Origin of the sequence: Sphingomonas sp. 22176 (genome assembly GCF_052045505.1) — a bacterium.
Lineage (GTDB): Bacteria > Pseudomonadota > Alphaproteobacteria > Sphingomonadales > Sphingomonadaceae > Sphingomonas.
This window is the reverse complement of sequence record NZ_JBQEPL010000001.1, coordinates 1,050,045-1,067,042: the sequence shown is the minus strand read 5'-3', so window position 1 is coordinate 1,067,042 and position 16,998 is coordinate 1,050,045. Positions and strand designations below refer to the sequence as shown.

At 66.6% G+C, this 16,998-nt stretch carries 22 protein-coding genes; 7 read left to right on the top strand and 15 right to left on the bottom strand.

What is annotated here, in order from left to right; all coding sequences use genetic code 11:
• Positions 1-14: 14 nt before the first annotated feature.
• Entirely contained in the window at positions 15-332 is a 318-nt protein-coding gene (locus tag ACTJKY_RS04995; protein WP_064311720.1) for a 2Fe-2S iron-sulfur cluster-binding protein, read from the bottom strand.
• A 63-nt stretch (positions 333-395) separates the two neighbouring features.
• On the opposite strand from ACTJKY_RS04995, the gene ACTJKY_RS04990 reads away from it, so the two are divergent.
• The gene (locus ACTJKY_RS04990) at positions 396-1,019 is read left to right on the top strand and encodes a DNA-3-methyladenine glycosylase family protein (RefSeq protein WP_440844589.1); all 624 of its coding nucleotides are present in this window, start codon (positions 396-398) and stop codon (positions 1,017-1,019) included.
• 50 nt (positions 1,020-1,069) lie between these two features.
• Here ACTJKY_RS04990 and ACTJKY_RS04985 read toward each other — a convergent pair whose 3' ends face one another.
• From ACTJKY_RS04985 to ACTJKY_RS04960, 6 genes are all read right to left on the bottom strand, one after another.
• On the bottom strand, positions 1,070-2,560 hold the full coding sequence (locus ACTJKY_RS04985) for a serine hydrolase domain-containing protein (RefSeq protein WP_440844588.1): 1,491 nt from the start codon (positions 2,558-2,560) through the stop codon (positions 1,070-1,072).
• 110 nt (positions 2,561-2,670) lie between these two features.
• Positions 2,671-3,279 carry a hypothetical protein gene (locus ACTJKY_RS04980; protein ID WP_440844586.1) on the bottom strand — a complete coding sequence of 203 codons (609 nt, stop codon included), beginning with the start codon at positions 3,277-3,279 and terminating at the stop codon, positions 2,671-2,673.
• Positions 3,276-3,554: a PadR family transcriptional regulator gene (locus ACTJKY_RS04975; RefSeq protein WP_440844585.1), complete on the bottom strand. Its 279-nt coding sequence runs from the start codon at positions 3,552-3,554 to the stop codon at positions 3,276-3,278. Before ACTJKY_RS04975 ends, ACTJKY_RS04980 begins: the two co-directional genes overlap by 4 nt.
• An 84-nt stretch (positions 3,555-3,638) precedes the next feature.
• Positions 3,639-3,926 carry a DUF3297 family protein gene (locus ACTJKY_RS04970; RefSeq protein WP_440844584.1) on the bottom strand — a complete coding sequence of 96 codons (288 nt, stop codon included), beginning with the start codon at positions 3,924-3,926 and terminating at the stop codon, positions 3,639-3,641.
• Between the two features lie 15 nt (positions 3,927-3,941).
• Positions 3,942-5,582: an FAD-dependent oxidoreductase gene (locus ACTJKY_RS04965; RefSeq protein WP_440844583.1), complete on the bottom strand. Its 1,641-nt coding sequence runs from the start codon at positions 5,580-5,582 to the stop codon at positions 3,942-3,944.
• A gap of 67 nt (positions 5,583-5,649) precedes the next feature.
• A complete protein-coding gene (locus ACTJKY_RS04960) occupies positions 5,650-6,015 on the bottom strand; it encodes a hypothetical protein (protein WP_440844582.1) in 366 nt (121 codons plus the stop codon).
• 125 nt (positions 6,016-6,140) lie between these two features.
• On the opposite strand from ACTJKY_RS04960, the gene ACTJKY_RS04955 reads away from it, so the two are divergent.
• A complete protein-coding gene (locus ACTJKY_RS04955; protein ID WP_440844581.1) occupies positions 6,141-6,554 on the top strand; it encodes an EVE domain-containing protein in 414 nt (137 codons plus the stop codon).
• Here the strand turns inward: ACTJKY_RS04955 and ACTJKY_RS04950 are convergent.
• Complete coding sequence (locus tag ACTJKY_RS04950) at positions 6,448-7,044, bottom strand: hypothetical protein (protein WP_440844580.1); 597 nt, start codon at positions 7,042-7,044, stop codon at positions 6,448-6,450. The genes ACTJKY_RS04955 and ACTJKY_RS04950 overlap by 107 nt on opposite strands.
• Positions 7,045-7,991: 947 nt before the next feature.
• The gene (locus tag ACTJKY_RS04945; RefSeq protein WP_440844579.1) at positions 7,992-9,020 is read right to left on the bottom strand and encodes a right-handed parallel beta-helix repeat-containing protein; all 1,029 of its coding nucleotides are present in this window, start codon (positions 9,018-9,020) and stop codon (positions 7,992-7,994) included.
• Positions 9,021-9,102: 82 nt separating this feature from the next.
• On the opposite strand from ACTJKY_RS04945, the gene ACTJKY_RS04940 reads away from it, so the two are divergent.
• Positions 9,103-9,318, top strand: coding sequence for a hypothetical protein (locus tag ACTJKY_RS04940; protein WP_440844577.1), 216 nt, complete (start codon positions 9,103-9,105; stop codon positions 9,316-9,318).
• A gap of 385 nt (positions 9,319-9,703) precedes the next feature.
• On the opposite strand, the gene ACTJKY_RS04935 is transcribed toward ACTJKY_RS04940, so the two are convergent.
• On the bottom strand, positions 9,704-9,931 hold the full coding sequence (locus ACTJKY_RS04935; RefSeq protein WP_440844576.1) for a hypothetical protein: 228 nt from the start codon (positions 9,929-9,931) through the stop codon (positions 9,704-9,706).
• Between ACTJKY_RS04935 and ACTJKY_RS04930 the strand changes: the two genes are divergently transcribed.
• Positions 9,924-10,265 carry a hypothetical protein gene (locus tag ACTJKY_RS04930; RefSeq protein ID WP_440844575.1) on the top strand — a complete coding sequence of 114 codons (342 nt, stop codon included), beginning with the start codon at positions 9,924-9,926 and terminating at the stop codon, positions 10,263-10,265. The genes ACTJKY_RS04935 and ACTJKY_RS04930 overlap by 8 nt on opposite strands.
• Positions 10,266-10,335: 70 nt before the next feature.
• Here ACTJKY_RS04930 and typA read toward each other — a convergent pair whose 3' ends face one another.
• Both typA and ACTJKY_RS04920 read right to left on the bottom strand, forming a co-directional pair.
• The gene (gene typA, locus ACTJKY_RS04925; protein ID WP_440844574.1) at positions 10,336-12,180 is read right to left on the bottom strand and encodes a translational GTPase TypA; all 1,845 of its coding nucleotides are present in this window, start codon (positions 12,178-12,180) and stop codon (positions 10,336-10,338) included.
• 86 nt (positions 12,181-12,266) lie between these two features.
• Positions 12,267-12,779 carry a DUF3237 domain-containing protein gene (locus ACTJKY_RS04920; RefSeq protein ID WP_440844573.1) on the bottom strand — a complete coding sequence of 171 codons (513 nt, stop codon included), beginning with the start codon at positions 12,777-12,779 and terminating at the stop codon, positions 12,267-12,269.
• Between the two features lie 149 nt (positions 12,780-12,928).
• Between ACTJKY_RS04920 and ACTJKY_RS04915 the strand changes: the two genes are divergently transcribed.
• Entirely contained in the window at positions 12,929-14,137 is a 1,209-nt protein-coding gene (locus tag ACTJKY_RS04915; RefSeq protein WP_440844572.1) for a toxic anion resistance protein, read from the top strand.
• Positions 14,138-14,143: 6 nt separating this feature from the next.
• Positions 14,144-14,854 (top strand): hypothetical protein, encoded by a 711-nt coding sequence (locus ACTJKY_RS04910; protein ID WP_440844571.1) that lies wholly within the window; start codon positions 14,144-14,146, stop codon positions 14,852-14,854.
• 51 nt (positions 14,855-14,905) lie between these two features.
• Here the strand turns inward: ACTJKY_RS04910 and ACTJKY_RS04905 are convergent, their stop codons facing one another.
• Positions 14,906-15,040, bottom strand: a complete 135-nt coding sequence (locus tag ACTJKY_RS04905; protein WP_440844570.1) for a hypothetical protein — start codon at positions 15,038-15,040, stop codon at positions 14,906-14,908.
• A gap of 196 nt (positions 15,041-15,236) precedes the next feature.
• Here ACTJKY_RS04905 and ACTJKY_RS04900 point away from each other — a divergent pair, with 196 nt between their 5' ends.
• Positions 15,237-15,608, top strand: a complete 372-nt coding sequence (locus tag ACTJKY_RS04900) for a response regulator (protein ID WP_440844569.1) — start codon at positions 15,237-15,239, stop codon at positions 15,606-15,608.
• On the opposite strand, the gene ACTJKY_RS04895 is transcribed toward ACTJKY_RS04900, so the two are convergent.
• Together ACTJKY_RS04895 and ACTJKY_RS04890 are read right to left on the bottom strand one after the other, a co-directional pair.
• The gene (locus ACTJKY_RS04895; RefSeq protein WP_440844568.1) at positions 15,605-16,552 is read right to left on the bottom strand and encodes a cation diffusion facilitator family transporter; all 948 of its coding nucleotides are present in this window, start codon (positions 16,550-16,552) and stop codon (positions 15,605-15,607) included. The genes ACTJKY_RS04900 and ACTJKY_RS04895 overlap by 4 nt on opposite strands.
• Positions 16,553-16,563: 11 nt before the next feature.
• A complete protein-coding gene (locus ACTJKY_RS04890) occupies positions 16,564-16,926 on the bottom strand; it encodes a hypothetical protein (protein WP_440844567.1) in 363 nt (120 codons plus the stop codon).
• Positions 16,927-16,998: the final 72 nt, after the last annotated feature.

Sequence of the window (16,998 nt, the reverse complement as noted above, 5' to 3'; positions counted from 1 at the left end):
ACCCCCGCCCGTCCTCAATCCTCGGCGGCGATCCGCACGCGCAGGCCGTCCAGCGCATCGGTGAACGGCAGCTGGCACGAAAGCCGCGAGGTCGCATCGCGGTCGCTCGTGCTGTCGAGCAGGTCGTCCTCGTCCATGCTCATCTTGGGCAGTTTGTCCGCAAATTCCGGGTCGACATGCACATGGCAGGTGGCGCAGCTGCAGCAACCGCCGCACAGCGCCAGCAGTTCGTCGAAGCCATTGTCGCGAATCACTTCCATCACGCTGAGACCGGCCTCGCCGGTTACCGTGCGTTCGGTTCCGTCACGCGTCACGACCGTAAGCTGGGGCATCTGCATCTCCTTGGTTCGCCGCGTCCATGCCGGTGAACCGGGCCCGTTTCAAGGAAGCAATCCATGGGCTTGACCGCCGACCAGCTGAAGAGGTCGATCGACGCATTGGCAGCGCTCGAACCCGCTTTCGCTGCCGCCCTCGAACGCGCCGGCTATCCCGCGCCGCGCATCCGCGAACCCGGCTATGCCACGCTGCTCCGCACGATCGTGGGCCAGCAGGTGAGCGTCGCCGCCGCCACCGCGGTGTGGAACAAGCTCGACGCGGTGCTGGGCGATGCCGAGGACCCCGTGCTGCTCGCCGCGGCCAGCGACGAGCTGCTGCGCAGCGCCGGGCTGTCGCGCCAGAAGATGGGCTATGCCCGCAGCCTCTCCGAGCAGGTGACCAGCGGCGCGCTCGATCTCGCCGCGCTGCCGCAGGACGACGAGGAAGCGATCGCAGCACTCACCCGCATCAAGGGGATCGGCCGCTGGTCGGCGGAGATCTACCTGCTGTTCGCCGAAGGCCGGCCCGACATCTGGCCGGCCGGCGACCTGGCGGTGCAGATCGAGATCGGCCGCATCCTCGGCCACCCCGAGCGCCCGAGCGAGAAGCTGACGCGCGAATGGTCGGAGGCATGGCGCCCGCACCGGGGCGCGGCGGCGATCTTTGCCTGGCACCATTACGGCATGGCAAAGAGCGCGATCTGAGGCGCACTGCCCACATCACGAGGGGACGGACAGCCGACCAGCCCGTCGCCTCACGGCGCGGGCACGGCGTCCCCTGTCGCCACCGGCACGCGATGGGCCGCGAACAGCGCGACGCTCTCGGCCGCGCCGGGGTCGCGGTTGGCGAGCACGGCGATGGTGATGCCGCTGTCCAGGAAGTGGATCAGCGAACCGCTCATGCCCGGTGCACCCCCGCCATGGCCGATATAGCGGCCGCTGCCGGGCATGGTGCCGCCGAAGTCGAAGGGCACGAAGCTGCCGTCCTTGATGCGCACGCCGCCCTCGATCAGCTGCCGCAACGTCTCTGCGCGCAGCAGCCGATGCTCGGTGAGCCCGAGGATGAAGCGCTGGAAGTCGCCCACCGTTGCATAGCCGCCGCCCGCGGACGTGCCGCTCAGCGGCAGCGTCGCATCCGCGCGCCGCAGCCGCGGCTCCATCCCCATATAGCTCACCGCGCGGCGCGGCAGCAGCGCGCTTTCGGGCTGGTTGCCCGTGGAGGCCATGCCCACGGGATCGAAGATATGCCGCTGAATATAAGTGTCGTACGCCTGCCCGGAGACGGTTTCGACGATCCGGCCCAGCAGGATGAAGCCGTAATTGCTGTACGCCTGCTGGTCGCCGGGCGCGAATGCGGCGGGTCGCTTGCCGTAGAGCGCCACATAGTCCTGCAGCGTGCGGAGCGACGCTTTGTTGGCATCGAAGTCGGGCCCGAAGATGTCGCCGGTGCCGCCGGTATGGGTCAGCAGATTGGCGACCGTCACCTTGGTAGCGATGCCGCGATCCGGATAGCCGGGCAGATAGCGGCCGATCGGCGCATCGAGCGCGATCTTCCCCGCCTCCACCAATTGCAGGATGGCGACGGCGGTGAACATTTTGCCCATCGATCCGAAGCGGAACTGGGTGTCGAGCGCGTTCGGCTGGTGCTTCTCGCGATCGGCCAGGCCATAGGCCTTCTCGAAAAGCACGCGACTGCCCTGCGCCACCAGCACCGCGCCGTCGAACCGGTCCATCGCATGGCGCTCCTCGGCGCGGGCCGCCACGGCGCCGATCAGCGCGGGGAGCGCGAGCCGGGCTGGGCGGGAGACACCGGGCGGCACGTCGTCGCGCGCCGCGATGAAGAGGAGGCGGGGTTTCTCCTCAGGCGTAGCACCAAGTGCGAACTGCGCGACGGCGTAGCCATCGAAACTCGGATCCTGGACCCACAGATTGACCTGCTTCGCATCTGCCGACTCCACACCGCAGACCTGCATGCCGCGAAGGTTTTGGCGCAGCTCAAGCCAGTCGGACGGGGTATATAGCAGCGCCGGGCCGCGTTCCTTCACGAACTGCAGGAAGGCGGCTTCATCCCGCGTGTTCATGACCTCGAACCAGTCCGTCGCGAGCTTCAGCACCGCCCCCGCCGCGGGCGTCGGCGGCGGTGCGCTTGTGGCGGCACAGGCCGGCGCGGCAGACGATTGCGCCGCGGCAGGGATGCCGATGGTCAAGGCAAGAAAAAGGGTCGGGAACGCCAAGAGCTTGTGCATGTGCAGGCCTCCTCCGCTCCGGGCATAGCAAGCGCGAACAAGCGGCACCATCATTCCTATATATGTAGAGTTAACAGTTAAGTGCCTTGCGGGCACCTTCCAAGCCTGCGTTACTCGAACTGTGCCGATGCGGGGGCCCAATGCACGAAGGCGAAAAGGCCACCCAGCTCCGCCAGGATGGCGCAGGCCTGCCACACCCATTGCAGGTCCTGAATCGACAAGATGCTGGTGTAGGTCGCCAGGGTGACGGTAGCCGCCAGCATCACCGCGCCCATCGCTGCGATCGTCCGGACGTTGCGCTCGACCATCGCCCAAGCAAGTCCGAGATGCGCACCGCCCAGCACCAGCCACAGCAGCAACAGTCCGGGCACCGCCGCACGCTGGGCACTGCGAAGATAGGGGTTGGGAACCGCTTCCGGCCCGATCATGACGTGGATTGCCGCAAGCGAGAGGTCGCCCGCATGGCAGAACAGCAACGCCGCCATGGGCAGGATCAGGCCCAACGCGAGCAGATGGGTGGCGATGCCGCGGCGACCTTCCGCCTGCATCGGCAGCAGGCGGCACGCCACGCCCAAGCATCCCGCCGCGAAGTCCAGCCCGCGGCCCTCGGCTGCGGCGATGTCGAACTCCGCGAGCATCGCCTGCGCCCATGGCCGGCGGGCGTCGCCCAACAGGTGCACGGCGAGCCGCATCATCGCGCGGGCCGCCGTCGCCGTCACGCCAGCGACACTCCGAGGGGTGCAGCCCCACGCTGCGGCCCGGCCAGCGCATCGCGCGCAAAGGCGATTCCTGCCGAGGTCAAGCGATAGGCATGGCGCGCCGGCCGCCCCGGCTGCGCGGGCTCCCGCCATTCGGCTTCGACCAGACCCTGCTCGGTCATCCGCATCAGCAGGGGGTACAGGGTTCCGGACTTGAGCCCGGTTTCCTTCATCAGCTCATAGCCGTGGCGCCACTGCTGCGGCGCCACTGCCAGAGCGTCGAGAAGGGAGAGCATCTGCTTGGAAGGACGCCTATTGCGGGACATCCTTGCAAGCTATCTATGTAGACTTTCCCGTCAAGACGGAACGCGATTCAGGCCTCAGCCTTCGGCGCCGTCCTCGCTCTTCGCTTCTTCCGCAGCCGCTTCACCGCCGCTCTGGAACCAGGCCTCGACCGGGCCGACCAGCTTGATCGTCAGCGGGTTGCCCTTGCGATCGGTCTTCTTGCCGAGGGCTACGCGCACCCAGCCTTCGGAGATGCAGTATTCTTCGACATCGCGGCGCTCGACGCCCTTGAACTTGATGCCGACGCCGCGCTCCAGCAGTTCGCGGGTGAAATAGGGGCTGCTCGGGTTGACCGACAGACGATCGGGAGGGGTATCGCTCATGCCCGGCTCATGCCGTCATTCGGCCGCGGGTTCAAGATAGCGGTGGATGGCGGAGACCACCACGGACCCCTCGCCCACCCCCGAGGCGACGCGCTTGACCGATCCCGCCCGCACATCGCCCACCGCGAACACCCCGGGCGCGGTCGAGCAGAAGAAGGTCTCGCCGCTGCCGGTCTGCACGAAGCCGCGCGCATCGAGATCGACACAGCCTTCCAGCCAGCTTGTGTTCGGCACCGCGCCGATCATCACGAACAGCGCGCCAACCTGGCGGTGCTCCACGGCCCCTGTCTTTCGGTCGGTCCACTCCAGCCCGGTCAGCGACCGCTCGCCCTCCAGCGCGGTGACTTCGGTGAAGGGGTGAAGCGTGATCCGGTCCGAGGCCTCGATCCGATCGATCAGGTAGCGCGACATCGTCGCCGCCAGCCCCGGCCCGCGCACCAGCACATGAACATGCGCGGCGTGGCGGGCGAGGAACACCGCCGCCTGCCCTGCCGAATTGCCGCCGCCGACCACCACCACTTCGGAGCCGGCGCACAGCCCGGCCTCCATCGCCGTGGCCGCGTAATAGATGCCGTTGCCCTCCAGCTCGGCATAGCGCGGCAGGTCGAGCTTGCGGTAGCGCGCGCCGGTGGCGACCACCACCGCGCGGGCCTGCAGCGTCGCGCCGTCGTCAAGGTGGAGCCGCAGCGGCCGCTCCTCGCATTCGATCCGCACCACCGAGCGCGAGACAAGCAGCCGCGCACCGAACTTCTGCGCCTGCACCTGCGCGCGGCCGGCCAGCGCCTGGCCGGAAATGCCGGTGGGGAAGCCGAGGTAATTTTCGATCTTGGAGCTGGTCCCAGCCTGGCCGCCCGGCGCGACCGCTTCGATCACGATCGCATTCAGGCCTTCGGACGCGGCATAGACCGCCGCCGCCAGTCCCGCAGGCCCGGCACCCACCACCGCGACGTCGTGCACATGGCCGGAGTCGAGCGACGTCGCCAGCCCCAGTGCATCGGCCAGCGCGGCATTGCTCGGGTTGCGCAGCACGCGGCCCTCCAGCACCACCACCGGCAGGTCCGCCTCGGTCAGCGCCAGGCATTCGAGGAAGCCGGCCGCATCGGGATCGGTGTCGGTATCGATCCGCCGGTGCGGCATCGCGTTGCGGGTGAGGAAGGTTTCGATCCGCCCCATGTCGGCGCCGTGTCCCGGCCCGGCCAGCGCCACGCCCGCATCGCTGTGGCGGAGCAGCCCGACGCGGCGCAGGATGAAGGCGCGCATCACGATCTCGCCGATATCGGGCTCGGCCGCCATCATCCGGCGGAAGGCCGCGCGCTCGATCCGCACCACCCGCGTGCCGGGCAGCGCGCGGGCGCTCACCAGGATCTTGCGGTCGTTGAACAGGTCGAGCTCGCCGGTGAACTGGCCGGCCTCGTGGACGTGGAAGACATGGTCCTCGCCCTCGCTGTCGGTATCGACGATCGCGATGCCGCCGGCGAGGCAGAGGAAGAAATCGACGCTATGATCGCCGCGGCGATACAGCATGCTGCCCTCGGGCACCGCTTCCTCGGTGCCGAAGGCCGCGACCCGCGCGATCATCTCGGCGGTCAGGACCGGGAAGGTCTGGGCGGATCGCGCATAGGGATCGGCCGGATCGAGCGAGTCGGTAGTTGCCATGCCGCCACTCTAGCCGGCGCGCAGCGGCGCGCGACCCATCTCTAGAGATGGTCGCGCGTCGATCCGGTCAATCGCAGTACCGGACCAGGACCGGTCGGCCGAGATAGGGATCCCAGGTCCGCCGCACGTTGCAATATTCATAGTAGCGATAGCGGGGATAATTGTCCCGATACCAATAGCCGTCGGTCGGGTAATAGCCGCGCTCGCGGTAGAAACGCCGGTCGTAATCATAGCGATGGTCGTTGGAGATCGCCGCGCCGATCGCGATGCCCGCGATACCCGCCACCAGCGCCGCACCGGCAACGTCGCCGCCGCGATCATGGTAGTAATGCCGCCGCCAGCGCCAATCCTGCGCCTGCGCGGGCGCCGCTGCGGCCAGCAGGCTCGCGCCCGTCGCGATGCCGAGCACCAGCTTCTTCGCCAGATGGTTCATGTCACTCGCTCCTCACCTCAGGGCGCCCGCGAGTCGCTCGGCGCCGATGACCCTGGATAGGCAATCGCGGCTTAATCGGTGCGGAACCGGCTGTTCAGCCGCGGTTTAGCTGGGTAACGGGCGGCATGGCCTACTGGATCCTTCGCTCCGAACCCGATGTCTATGGCTGGGATGACCTGGTGCGCGACGGCAGCACCGAATGGAACGGCGTGCGCAACTATACCGCCCGCAATTTCCTGAAAGACATGGTCCCCGGCGACCAGGCGATCTTCTACCATTCCAACCTCCAGAAGGCCGCGGTCGGCATCATGGAGATCACCCGCGCCTGGCAGCCCGACGGCGACGACGGCAAATGGGCGAGCGTGGAAGTGAAGGCGCTGCGCCCGCTGGCCAAGCCGGTGCCGCTGCCCGAGATCAAGGCGGAGCCGCGGCTCAAGGACCTCGAGATGGTGCGCCAGTCGCGCCTGTCGGTGACTCCGGTGCGGCCGGAGGAGTGGGCGGTGCTGCTGGAGATGAGCGGAACGGCACCGGGTCGCTGAGGTCGATCGGCACGCGGTTGGACTTGTCGGGCTTCTTCTTGAAGGCGCGTCCGACGCCCTTGCCGGCATCGCCGACCAGCTTGAAGAAATTGGTCGATTCGCCCGGCTCTTCGCAGCAGCTGCCCGGGCTGATCACCTTGCCGACGCCGCGGACGAGGGTGGTTGCCGCGCCGAAGATGTCGACGCCGACCTGGCAGCCGCCGACCCGCGCCGCGCAGGGTGTCGATACCGCGTTGAGCGCGCCGATGCCGGTGCGATCCGGATTGCTCGGCATCGGCCGATCGGGCGGCCCGCGCTCCTCGGGCAGCGGCAGGCGCGGCGCATCGACGCCCTTGCCGCACACAACGATCTGATCGCCCCCGGTCTGGGCGGAGGCGCAGGGGTCTGCCAGCACCGACCAGCGCTGCGATCCGTCCGCCGCCTTCTGGGGCGCGTCCAGCGTCGCGGTGGCAGCAGGCGCGGCCACCTGGGTCTGGGGCGAAAGGCCCATCAACAACGCGGCCAGCAACATGATACACCCTCCGGCAGGACGCGCCCCTTAGACCATGCCGCGCCGACGAGCGGAAGCGTCTCCGGCGGGCGCGGCCATTCTCGCCGCGTTACGGGCGGCCGGCTGCTTGTGGTGGGAAGCGGACATTCCGATGATAGGTTTACCGTATGAATGAGATCATGCGTGCCCACGCGGCTGAGCTAAGAAGGATGCAGTCGGAAACGGCAGCAGATTGGCTGCTACAGCACTATCCGTCTGGCGGAGAGGGCATCATCCTACTCGAACATATATCGTTGAGGAGGGGCGACTATCGCCGCTTGGCTAAACACTATCTCGCTGGGCCTTCTCATGCCCACGATCGAGCATACCGGCTCTTCGCGCATCGCCTCGGCCTCGGGAGTTTGATCGGGATCCTCGACGAAACGAAGGATCGAAATGGCCGCGACGCCGATCTGTTAGCCTATCATCTTAGACCTATGCTTAGAGACGCCAATGATACCGAGGAGTTGCGCGAGGCTACGGCGTTCGTTGACCGACTGGCGGCTCGGTGAACGTCCGCAACTGGGCGAGAACGGACAGGCTGCTTTTCCTCAGACGGCCCCAGTAATACGCTTATGTCGAGCGTTCGACACACACCTGGCGTGTGATCGCGTTCGCCGCAGCCGTCATCTGCTGGCTGTGGCCGAAGCCTTCAGCACCCTAGCCCGTTTGTGCGAGCGGCAGCTATCCAGAACGCCTCGATCCATGCCCGCGCTGCGCCGAACGGGTGCAGGTAGGCGAGCGCCAGCCGGAGCGCGGCCGATGGCGGCAGCGCCCCGGCTTTGGCACGCTCCTGTGCTTCATCCACCACGCACCATGCATGGAAGTTCGCTCGCCCCTCGCGCCTCGCATGTTCGAAGCAAAAAGAGAACAACACCCGAGTCCAGGCCGCCCCTCGGCGTACGGCATCACTTCGCAGCGGCACTGCCAATGTCATTCCCCGCCGGTCGGGAGGGCTTGTCGCTGTTGATGTAATAGCTCGGCGCGATGTTGCCCTGGATCACGATGGTGGGATCGTTCACGCGAATCCAGGGCGTCACGCCGGCACATGCTGAGATGCGGTTGTTCCGGATGATCGTGCCGCGCGCGCTGCCGATGGTGATCGCGTGCCAATTGGGGCAGACCAACAGATTGCCGGTGATCTCGATGTTCTCATATCCGCCGACCTTGGTCTCGTCCCCGAAGAAGATGCCCTGCGGATAGTGATATGCGGTGCTGGTAGTGTTGAAGTCCCCCAATATCTGATTGTCGACGATCTTTATGTTCTTGCAGCCGCTGGTCTCACCAGTCGTCCAGCACTGCACCGCGTCGGGATGATAAGGGTCGGTGGTGCGGAACTTGGAAATCTTGTTGCGCGCGATCAACACCCCATTGGTGCCGGGGATCTCCACGGCATCGATACCGATCATGCTGATGTCGTTGTCGTTGATAACGACGTTCTTGCTCTGGCGCACCCGGATGCCGGCCGCGATCTCGAATAGCCTGGAATTCGATAAGGTGAAGCTGTTGCTCCGCGCGACGCTGATCGCACTACCGTCTTTCTTGACCGCGCCGTCGATAAGGCCATGGATGTAGACGGTATCGAACGTGATCTTCGACCCGTCGGCGACGCGGACCATGAAGTCGTCCGCAGCCACGACCGATGAAATTTCTACTTTGGAGAAGGTGACGTTGACCGAGCGGTTGAGGTTCACCCGGCTAAACAGCGCCTGCCTGCTGGGATTTTCGCTGGTGATCGTCACCGGCGCGGTGAACACCCGATCGTTGAGGGTAAGCTCCCCATAGTTGCCTGGCGCCAGCTTGATGATGGTGCCACTTGTCGCCTGGACGAGCGCGTTGGCCAGTTGGGCCGGCGTGGCGACGGTAAGGACCTGGGCCTGCTGCGCGGCCGCGGGGGCGGCTACGGCGGCAGCGGAATAGGCGAGGAACGCAAACATGGGTCTTCCTTTTGTTCGAAGGCGGATGGGCATATGCTTCGAATCCTAGACAGCTCAGCTCGACACGGTTTCGCACCTGCGCGTGACCGAAGCCGATCCGCGCCGCCAGCGGCGTGCTGGCGAACGACAGGGGCATCTCAATGGCGAAGGACGCGGTGTTGATCCGGGAGCCAATCGTTTCGAGACGCAGCGACATGGGCTGCAGCTTAAAATAAACGCCGTCGGCATCGCGGAAGCCGTTGGACATAAACTGCCTGGCAGAGCCGGACTGCCGCCGCGCATCGTGAAGCTTGTTTAGGCCTGGGTCGGCTTTACAATAGTCTGGACCGTTGAGCTACGCACGATGCGATCGGCGACGCCGCCCGACCGCATCTGCAGCACGTCCTGGCCACGCCAGGTTCGATCCACGTGCCCGATGCTGCGTGCCGCTTGGGATCGAGGCTGGGCCGCCACCTTCGCCACCGAGATTACTTGGGTGCAGCGCCGCGACCTGAGGGGCAGCATGCATCCTTCAGCCCCAACCTGGAAGCGCTGACGGAAATTTGAAACTACCACGTTGAAGCCTCGCCACATTGCATCCGGATGTTGGACAGCTACTCCGGCCAAGCCCCACGGCCCATGCTCGGTGCTGGGGACCGTTTCGCACCATAAGCGACAGGCTTTTGGCGCGAGTTGCCGCCCCACTACCCCCTCCTCGCTACCCTGCTCCCGTAGCCGCCCCAGCCCTCCGCGTCCTCCGACTGCCCAGGAAACTCGATGACACCGCTATAGGGCAGCGCATCCTCGCCCAGCCGAATGAAATGCTCCTCCGGATCCGCCTCCAGCGCATCGATCGCGTCGTCGCCGCCCAGCGCGATCTGTGCGTCGGCCTGCGCGCTCGCCGCGCGCCGCCTGGGCGACCGGGTGCGCAACCTTCAAGGCGGGATCGAGGCCTGGGCCGCCGCCGGGCTGCCGGTGGCGGGCATTGGTGCGCCGCGGGTCTCGATCTTCGGCCAGGTGCAGATGATCGTCGGACTGCTGGTGCTGGCCGGCACGCTGGCCGGACTGGCGAGGTTCGTGCCGGGTTTCTACGCGGCCGGGTTCTTCGGGTTCATGCTGGCCTTTGCGGGCGTCAACGGCTGGTGCGGGCTGGGGATGGCGCCGCAGGCGGTGGCGGAGGGGGCGCCGGGCATGCCCCCTCCACCACGCCGCTGGCGCGGCGCGGTCCCGCTCTCCCGCTTCGCGGGAGAGGAAATGCTCTGGTAAGGAATGCCGCCCAACGAAAAAGCCCCCGCCGTTACCGGCAGGGGCCCTTTCTTCACGATCGCGCGAAGGATCAGTCCGCGGCCTTCGCACGGCTGGCGCGCTTGCGCTCGTTCGGGTCGAGGTAGCGCTTACGCAGACGGATCGTCTTGGGCGTCACTTCCACCATCTCGTCGTCGTCGATGTACGCAATGGCCTGTTCCAGCGTCATCTTCTTCGGCGGGGTCAGGCGGATCGCGTCGTCCTTGCCGCCCGAAGCGCGGAAGTTGGTCAGCTGCTTCGCCTTCATCGGATTGACCTCGAGGTCTTCCGTCTTGGCGTTCTCGCCGATGATCATGCCTTCGTACAGGGCCTCACCATGGCCGACGAACAGCACGCCGCGCTCTTCGAGCGGACCCAGCGCATAGCCCTGGGCTTCGCCTGCACCGTTCGAGATCAGCACGCCGTTCTTGCGGCCTTCGATCTTGCCCTTGTGGGGGCCGTACTTCTCGAACAGCCGGTTCATGATGCCGGTACCGCGCGTGTCCGACAGGAACTCGCCGTGATAGCCGATCATGCCGCGCGACGGCGCGGAGAAGGTGATGCGGGTCTTGCCGCCGCCCGAGGGACGCATGTCCGTCATCTCGGCCTTGCGCAGGTTCATCTTCTCGACGACCGTGCCCGAATATTCCTCGTCCACGTCGATGATGACGGTTTCGTACGGCTCGGTCTTGTTGCCGTTCTCGTCCTCGCCGAACAGCACGCGCGGGCGGCTGATGCCCAGCTCGAAGCCTTCGCGGCGCATCGTCTCGATCAGCACGCCCAGCTGAAGCTCGCCGCGGCCGGCGACTTCGTAGCTGTCGCGGTCGGCGGCTTCGGTCACCTTTACGGCGACGTTCGACTCGGCTTCGCGGAACAGGCGGTCGCGGATCATGCGCGACGTCACCTTGGTGCCCTCGCGGCCCGCCATCGGCGAGTCGTTGACGGCGAAGCGCATCGACAGCGTCGGCGGATCGATCGGCTGCGCGTGCAGCGGCTCGGTGACCGTCGGGTCGCAGATCGTGTTCGACACGGTGGCGACGGCCAGACCGGCGAGGCTGATGATGTCGCCTGCCTTGGCCTCTTCCACGGGCACGCGCTCCAGGCCACGGAACGACAGGATCTTCGAGGCGCGGCCGGTCTCGATGATGTTGCCGTCGTTATCCAGCGCGTGGATCGGCTGGTTGAGCTTCACCGTGCCCGAATTGACGCGGCCGGTGAGGATACGGCCGAGGAAGTTGTCGCGGTCGAGCAGCGTCACCAGGAAGGTGAAGGGCACGTCCTCGACTTCGACCTTCGGCGCCGGCACGTGGCTGACGATCGTCTCGAACATCGGGATCAGCGTGCCTTCGCGCGCGTCCATGTCGGTCGAGGCATAGCCGTTGCGGCCCGAGGCATAGAGCACCGGGAAATCGAGCTGCTCGTCATTCGCGTCGAGCGACACGAACAGGTCGAACACTTCGTCCAGCACTTCCTGGATGCGCGCGTCGCTGCGGTCGACCTTGTTGACCACGACGATCGGCTTCAGGCCCAGCGCCAGTGCCTTGCCGGTCACGAACTTCGTCTGCGGCATCGCGCCTTCCGACGAATCGACCAGCAGGACGACGCCGTCGACCATGCTCAGAATACGCTCCACCTCGCCGCCGAAATCGGCGTGACCAGGCGTATCGACGATGTTGATGCGAATCGCCTCGTCGGCACCCGGCGGAGTCCAGTCGACCGAGGTCGGCTTGGCGAGAATCGTGATTCCGCGCTCCTTCTCGAGGTCGTTCGAGTCCATCGCCCGCTCTTCGACGCGCTGGTTGTCGCGGAAGGTGCCGGACTGACGGAAAAGCTGGTCGACGAGGGTGGTCTTGCCGTGGTCGACGTGGGCGATAATCGCCACGTTGCGGAGGTTCATGCGATTTCCTGATTAGCGCGGGCGCGCGGGTACCGGCGGCCCCATAGCCGAAATGGTGCGCCGCGGGAAGGCCCCCGTATTTCCCGCTATAGGATCCGGTAGACCGTAATCCGCACCGCCGGGCCTTTCCCCTCCGGCGGCGCGCCGATCGTGCCGGTGAACACGGACTGGTTGAGCCAGGCATGCGGCCCCTCGGGCACCTCGAACCACGGCACCGTCCGCACATAACGGCGCGCAGGATCATGGCTGATCAACCCCTTGTTGATCACATGGATCAGCGTGCCGTCCTCGGCCTGCATCATGTAATCGGCATGGATGTCGAGCATCCGGTCCGGTCGCTCCAGCTGCCAGTCCATACCGCCGGCGAGCACCGTCCCACGGATGCGCGGGCCTTCGAAGGTCCCGCCGGTGATCGGAATGCGGTTGCGCACGCCGTATGGCGTCTTGCCGACCGGCGTACCGGCACCAAGCGTGACGATGGCTTCATAGGCGAATTCCAGCGGCAGGTTCATCTCCGGCGCCGCGCTCGCGGGACTCGCCACGCCGCCCGCCACGAACCGCGTCGCACCCAATGCGCCCAGCATCTCGCGCCGCTGCATCCACCCGCTCCAATTGCTATGTGCAAATACAATCCGCACGACTGCTCCCCGTCAAGTTGCATTCCCAACTGTGCTATCTACATGACACACTTGCGGGATACGTGCTTCGCCTGCATGGTTATACCCACGGAGTTGGAGAGAGAGTGACGATGGCGACTGTGACGGATACCGCAGAACAGGGTCTGGTGCTCACGCCCCCGGATCCCGTCCCCGTCGTAGCACCCGAAAAGGCTGCCGGGCTGGTGCCGGTCGAAGACACCAAGAAGTCCGAACTCGACAAGCGCGTCGACGGCTTCATCGACGATCTGATCGCGCAGGACGTGAACTCGCCCGAATTCGGCAAGCGCGTCGATGCGATCGCAGCGATGGGGCAGAAGGAAATCCGCGACGCCGCGGGCCAGTCCAACCGCTTCCTCGACCGCCCGGTGCGCGCAATGGGCAGCGAGGGCGGCGTCGGCGCCGACCTGCTGGCCCTGCGCAAGACGGTGGAAGAGCTCGATCCCTCGCGCAACGGCAAGCTGATCGGCGGCAAGGACGGCTTCCTTTCGAAGATTTTCGGCGGCGGCGGCGGACTGACCAACTATTTCCGCAAATACCAGTCTTCGCAGAGCCACATCAACGCGGTGCTCAAGAGCCTGTCGAACGGCAAGGACGAGCTGCTGCAGGACAATGCCGCGATCGCCACCGAGCGCGCCAACCTGTGGGCCGCGATGGGCCGGCTGGAGCAGATGATCTATCTGTCCAAGGCGATGGACGAGAAGCTGGAGGACAAGGCCAATGAGCTGGATCACACCGATCCCGCCAAGGCCAAGGCGATCCGCGAGACCGCGCTCTTCTATGTCCGCCAGCGCACCCAGGACCTGCTCACCCAGATGGCGGTGACGGTGCAGGGCTATCTGGCGCTCGATCTGGTCAAGAAGAACAATGTCGAGCTGATCAAGGGCGTCGACCGCGCCTCGACCACCACCGTCTCGGCGCTGCGCACTGCCGTCACCGTCGCGCAGGCGCTCAACAACCAGAAGCTGGTGCTCGACCAGATCACCGCGCTGAACACCACCACTGCCAACCTGATCGACTCGACCGGCCAGCTGCTCAAGAGCCAGACCGCGGCGATCCACGAACAGGCGGCGAGCGCGACGATCCCCGTCGAGACGCTGCAGCGCGCCTTCCAGAACATCTATGACACGATGGACGCGATCGACACGTTCAAGCTCAAGGCACTCGACAGCATGAAGGCGACGGTCAACACGCTGTCGAACGAAGTCGAGAAGTCGAAGGGCTATATCGCCCGTGCCGAGGGTGCCGAGCAGAACCGGCTGGGCGGGCCCAGCGACGGCTTCAAGCTGGAGGCGATGTAAGCCGCGATGCCGAGTGACGTGGACCGCCTGCTCGCCCGCGGCGAGGAACTGATCGAGCGCTCGCGCGCCCGCACCGAAGGCGCGCTCGCCACGCGTACCCGCAAGCGGCGCGAGGCGGAGATCCTTTCGCGGTTGGGGCGGATCGCGGCGGCGGATGCGGTCATCATCATCGCCGCGATCACGATCGGCATGTTCGTGCCGCTCGGCATGTTCGGGGCGCTGGCGGTGATGATGCTGCTGATCCTTGCGACGCTCGTCTTCGCCTCGCTGCCGGTCACCAGCGCGCCCCGCGTCGAGCAGCTGGTGCAGGTGCCGCTCAAGGCGCTGCCGTCCACCACCGAACGCTGGCTGGAGACGCAGCGGCTGGCCCTGCCCGCGCCTGCCCGCACGCTGGTCGATTCGATCGGGGTGAAGCTGGAGACGCTGGCGCCCCAGCTCGCGCGGCTGGACGAATCCTCCCCCGCCGCCAACGAGGTGCGCAAGCTGATCGGCGAGCAGCTGCCCGAACTGGTCAAGGGCTATGGCCTGGTGCCCGAACCGCTGCGCACCGTACCGCGCAACGGCATGACGCCGGACCAGCAGCTGGCCCAGGGCCTACAGGTGATCGACGAGGAAATCGCCGAGATGACCGCGCAGCTCGCCCAGGGCGACCTCGACGCGCTCGCCACCCGCGGCAACTTCCTGCAGATCAAGTACAAGGACGACGAGCTGGGCTGAGAGCCCCCCCTTCCCCCGCCCTCTCCCGCTAGCGGGAGGGGAACCTGCGCCTCAGAGCAGCGCGAGCAGGTAGCGGATCAGGTCGGCGATCCCGCTTGCGCTGACCGGCAGCAGCAGCAGGATCAGCGCATAGACGAGCAGCATGCGGGTCAGAAATCGCTCGCGGCGGCCTGGCGGCAGGGGCACGGGCCGCGGCGGTTCCGGCCGAGGCCAGACGCGATTCTCGTCAAAGAACATCGCCTGGCAAGGTGCCGCATCGCCATGCCCTCCGCAACCGCCCCTTGGGCCAGCGGAGCGTTGCATCGGACCGCCCGAACCCTAGGACATTTGCGTAGAGACCCCGCCCACGCGGCGTGGCAGGCGAGGCGATCAGGCTCGCTTCATGACACCCCCGCTCCCCGCCGAACGCCCTAGCGTGTTGCTCGTCGAAGACGATGACGGCGTGCGTCGGTCGACCCAGCTGCTGCTCCACGGCCAGGGATATCAGGTGCGGGCGCACAGCGTGGCCGGGGCCTCGCTCGCCGATCCTGCGTCGCTCACCGCCGACTATCTGGTCGCAGATTATTGCCTGCCTGATGGCGACGGGATCGCCCTGCTGCGGGCGCTCCAGGCGCGCGGCTGGACCGGCCGTGCAGTGCTGATGACCGGCTATCCCAGCCCGGCGCTGGCTGCGGAGGCGCAAGCGACCGGCTATGTCGCGCTCCTCGAAAAGCCGCTGCGCACCCACGAGTTGCTGGGCGCGCTGGGCGACTAGCCCGCAGTCACCACTTCGGCATCCTCGCGCTTCTCGGGCCGGATGTAGATCGAGCTGAGCTGGGGCAGCGCCGCCTTGAGCTTGGCTTCAATCCGCTCGATCAGCGTTTCGGCCTCGCCCATCGCCAGGCTGTCGTCGAAATCGGCGCTGATCGCCACGAAGACGCGGTCGGGGGCGGTGTGGATGGTGCGGACATGGTTGACCCCGGTGATGCGCGGTTCGGCCTCCAGCATCGCGCGGACCTGGGCGATCAGGTCCGGGTTGGCCCGCTCGCCGATCAGCAGGCCCTTGGCCTCGCGCGCCAGCAGCGTCGCCACCGCCGCGAGGATCAGCCCGATCACGATCGAGGCCATGCCGTCGATCCGCGGATCGCTCCAGGCATGGCTCGCCCAGACGCCCACGCCCGCGACGATCAGCCCGGCCAGCGCCGCCGAATCCTCGAACAGCACAATGAAGCCGGCGGGATCCTTCGATTCCCGGATCGCCTTCCACCAGCCGCAATCGCCCTTGCTTGCGCGGAACTCCCGGATCGCGATCACCCAGCTGGTGCCCTCCATTACGGTGGCGATGCCGAGCACGATGTAGTTGACCAGCGGATCGCGCAGCGGCTCCGGATCGAGGATGTGGAGATAGCCTTCATAGACCGACACGCCCGCGCCCAGCCCGAAGATCAGGATCGCGACGACGAAGGCCCAGAAATAGAGCTCGCGGCCATAGCCGAAGGGGTGTTCGGCATCGGGCGGTCGCTTGGCGCGGCGCTGGCCGTAGAGCAGCAGGATCTGGTTGAGGCTGTCGACCAGGCTGTGCACGCCCTCGGTGAGCATCGAGGACGACGCGGTGATCGCCGCCGCGACGAACTTCGCGACGGCGATCCCAATATTGGCGCCGAGCGCCGCATAGAGAACCAGATTGGCGCGCCAGCCCGACGCGGGAGACGCGGCCATCCGTTATTGCCTCAGTCGAGGCCGAGCTTGTGCAGGGCCTTGTCGATCAGACCCCGATCCTCCTTAGGCGCGCCTTCCTTGCCGTCGGCGCGATTTGCTTCGGCCTTGGGATCGTACCCCGAGCTTTCCGGGATCTCGTTATTGTGCACCGGCTGGGTCGAGGCGGGCGGGTCCGACGCATCCATCGACTCGTCGAGCGCGCGGTCGAGCCGGGCTTCCTTGCTCGCCGGATCGCGGGCGAGCCGCTCCTCAATCGAGGAATCGGTGCCGGCGTCGGCGGAATGCACCGGGCCCTTGGCCGCATCGTCATCGGCGCGGGGGTCGGGAGCGACCGACATCCGGTCCATCGCGGGGTCGAGGGGATTGTTGGTCATGCTGCACTCTCCTGAGCGTTACCCGGATTAAACGGACATGCCGGGAGTCCCGTTCCGTCGGATGGTGCGCGC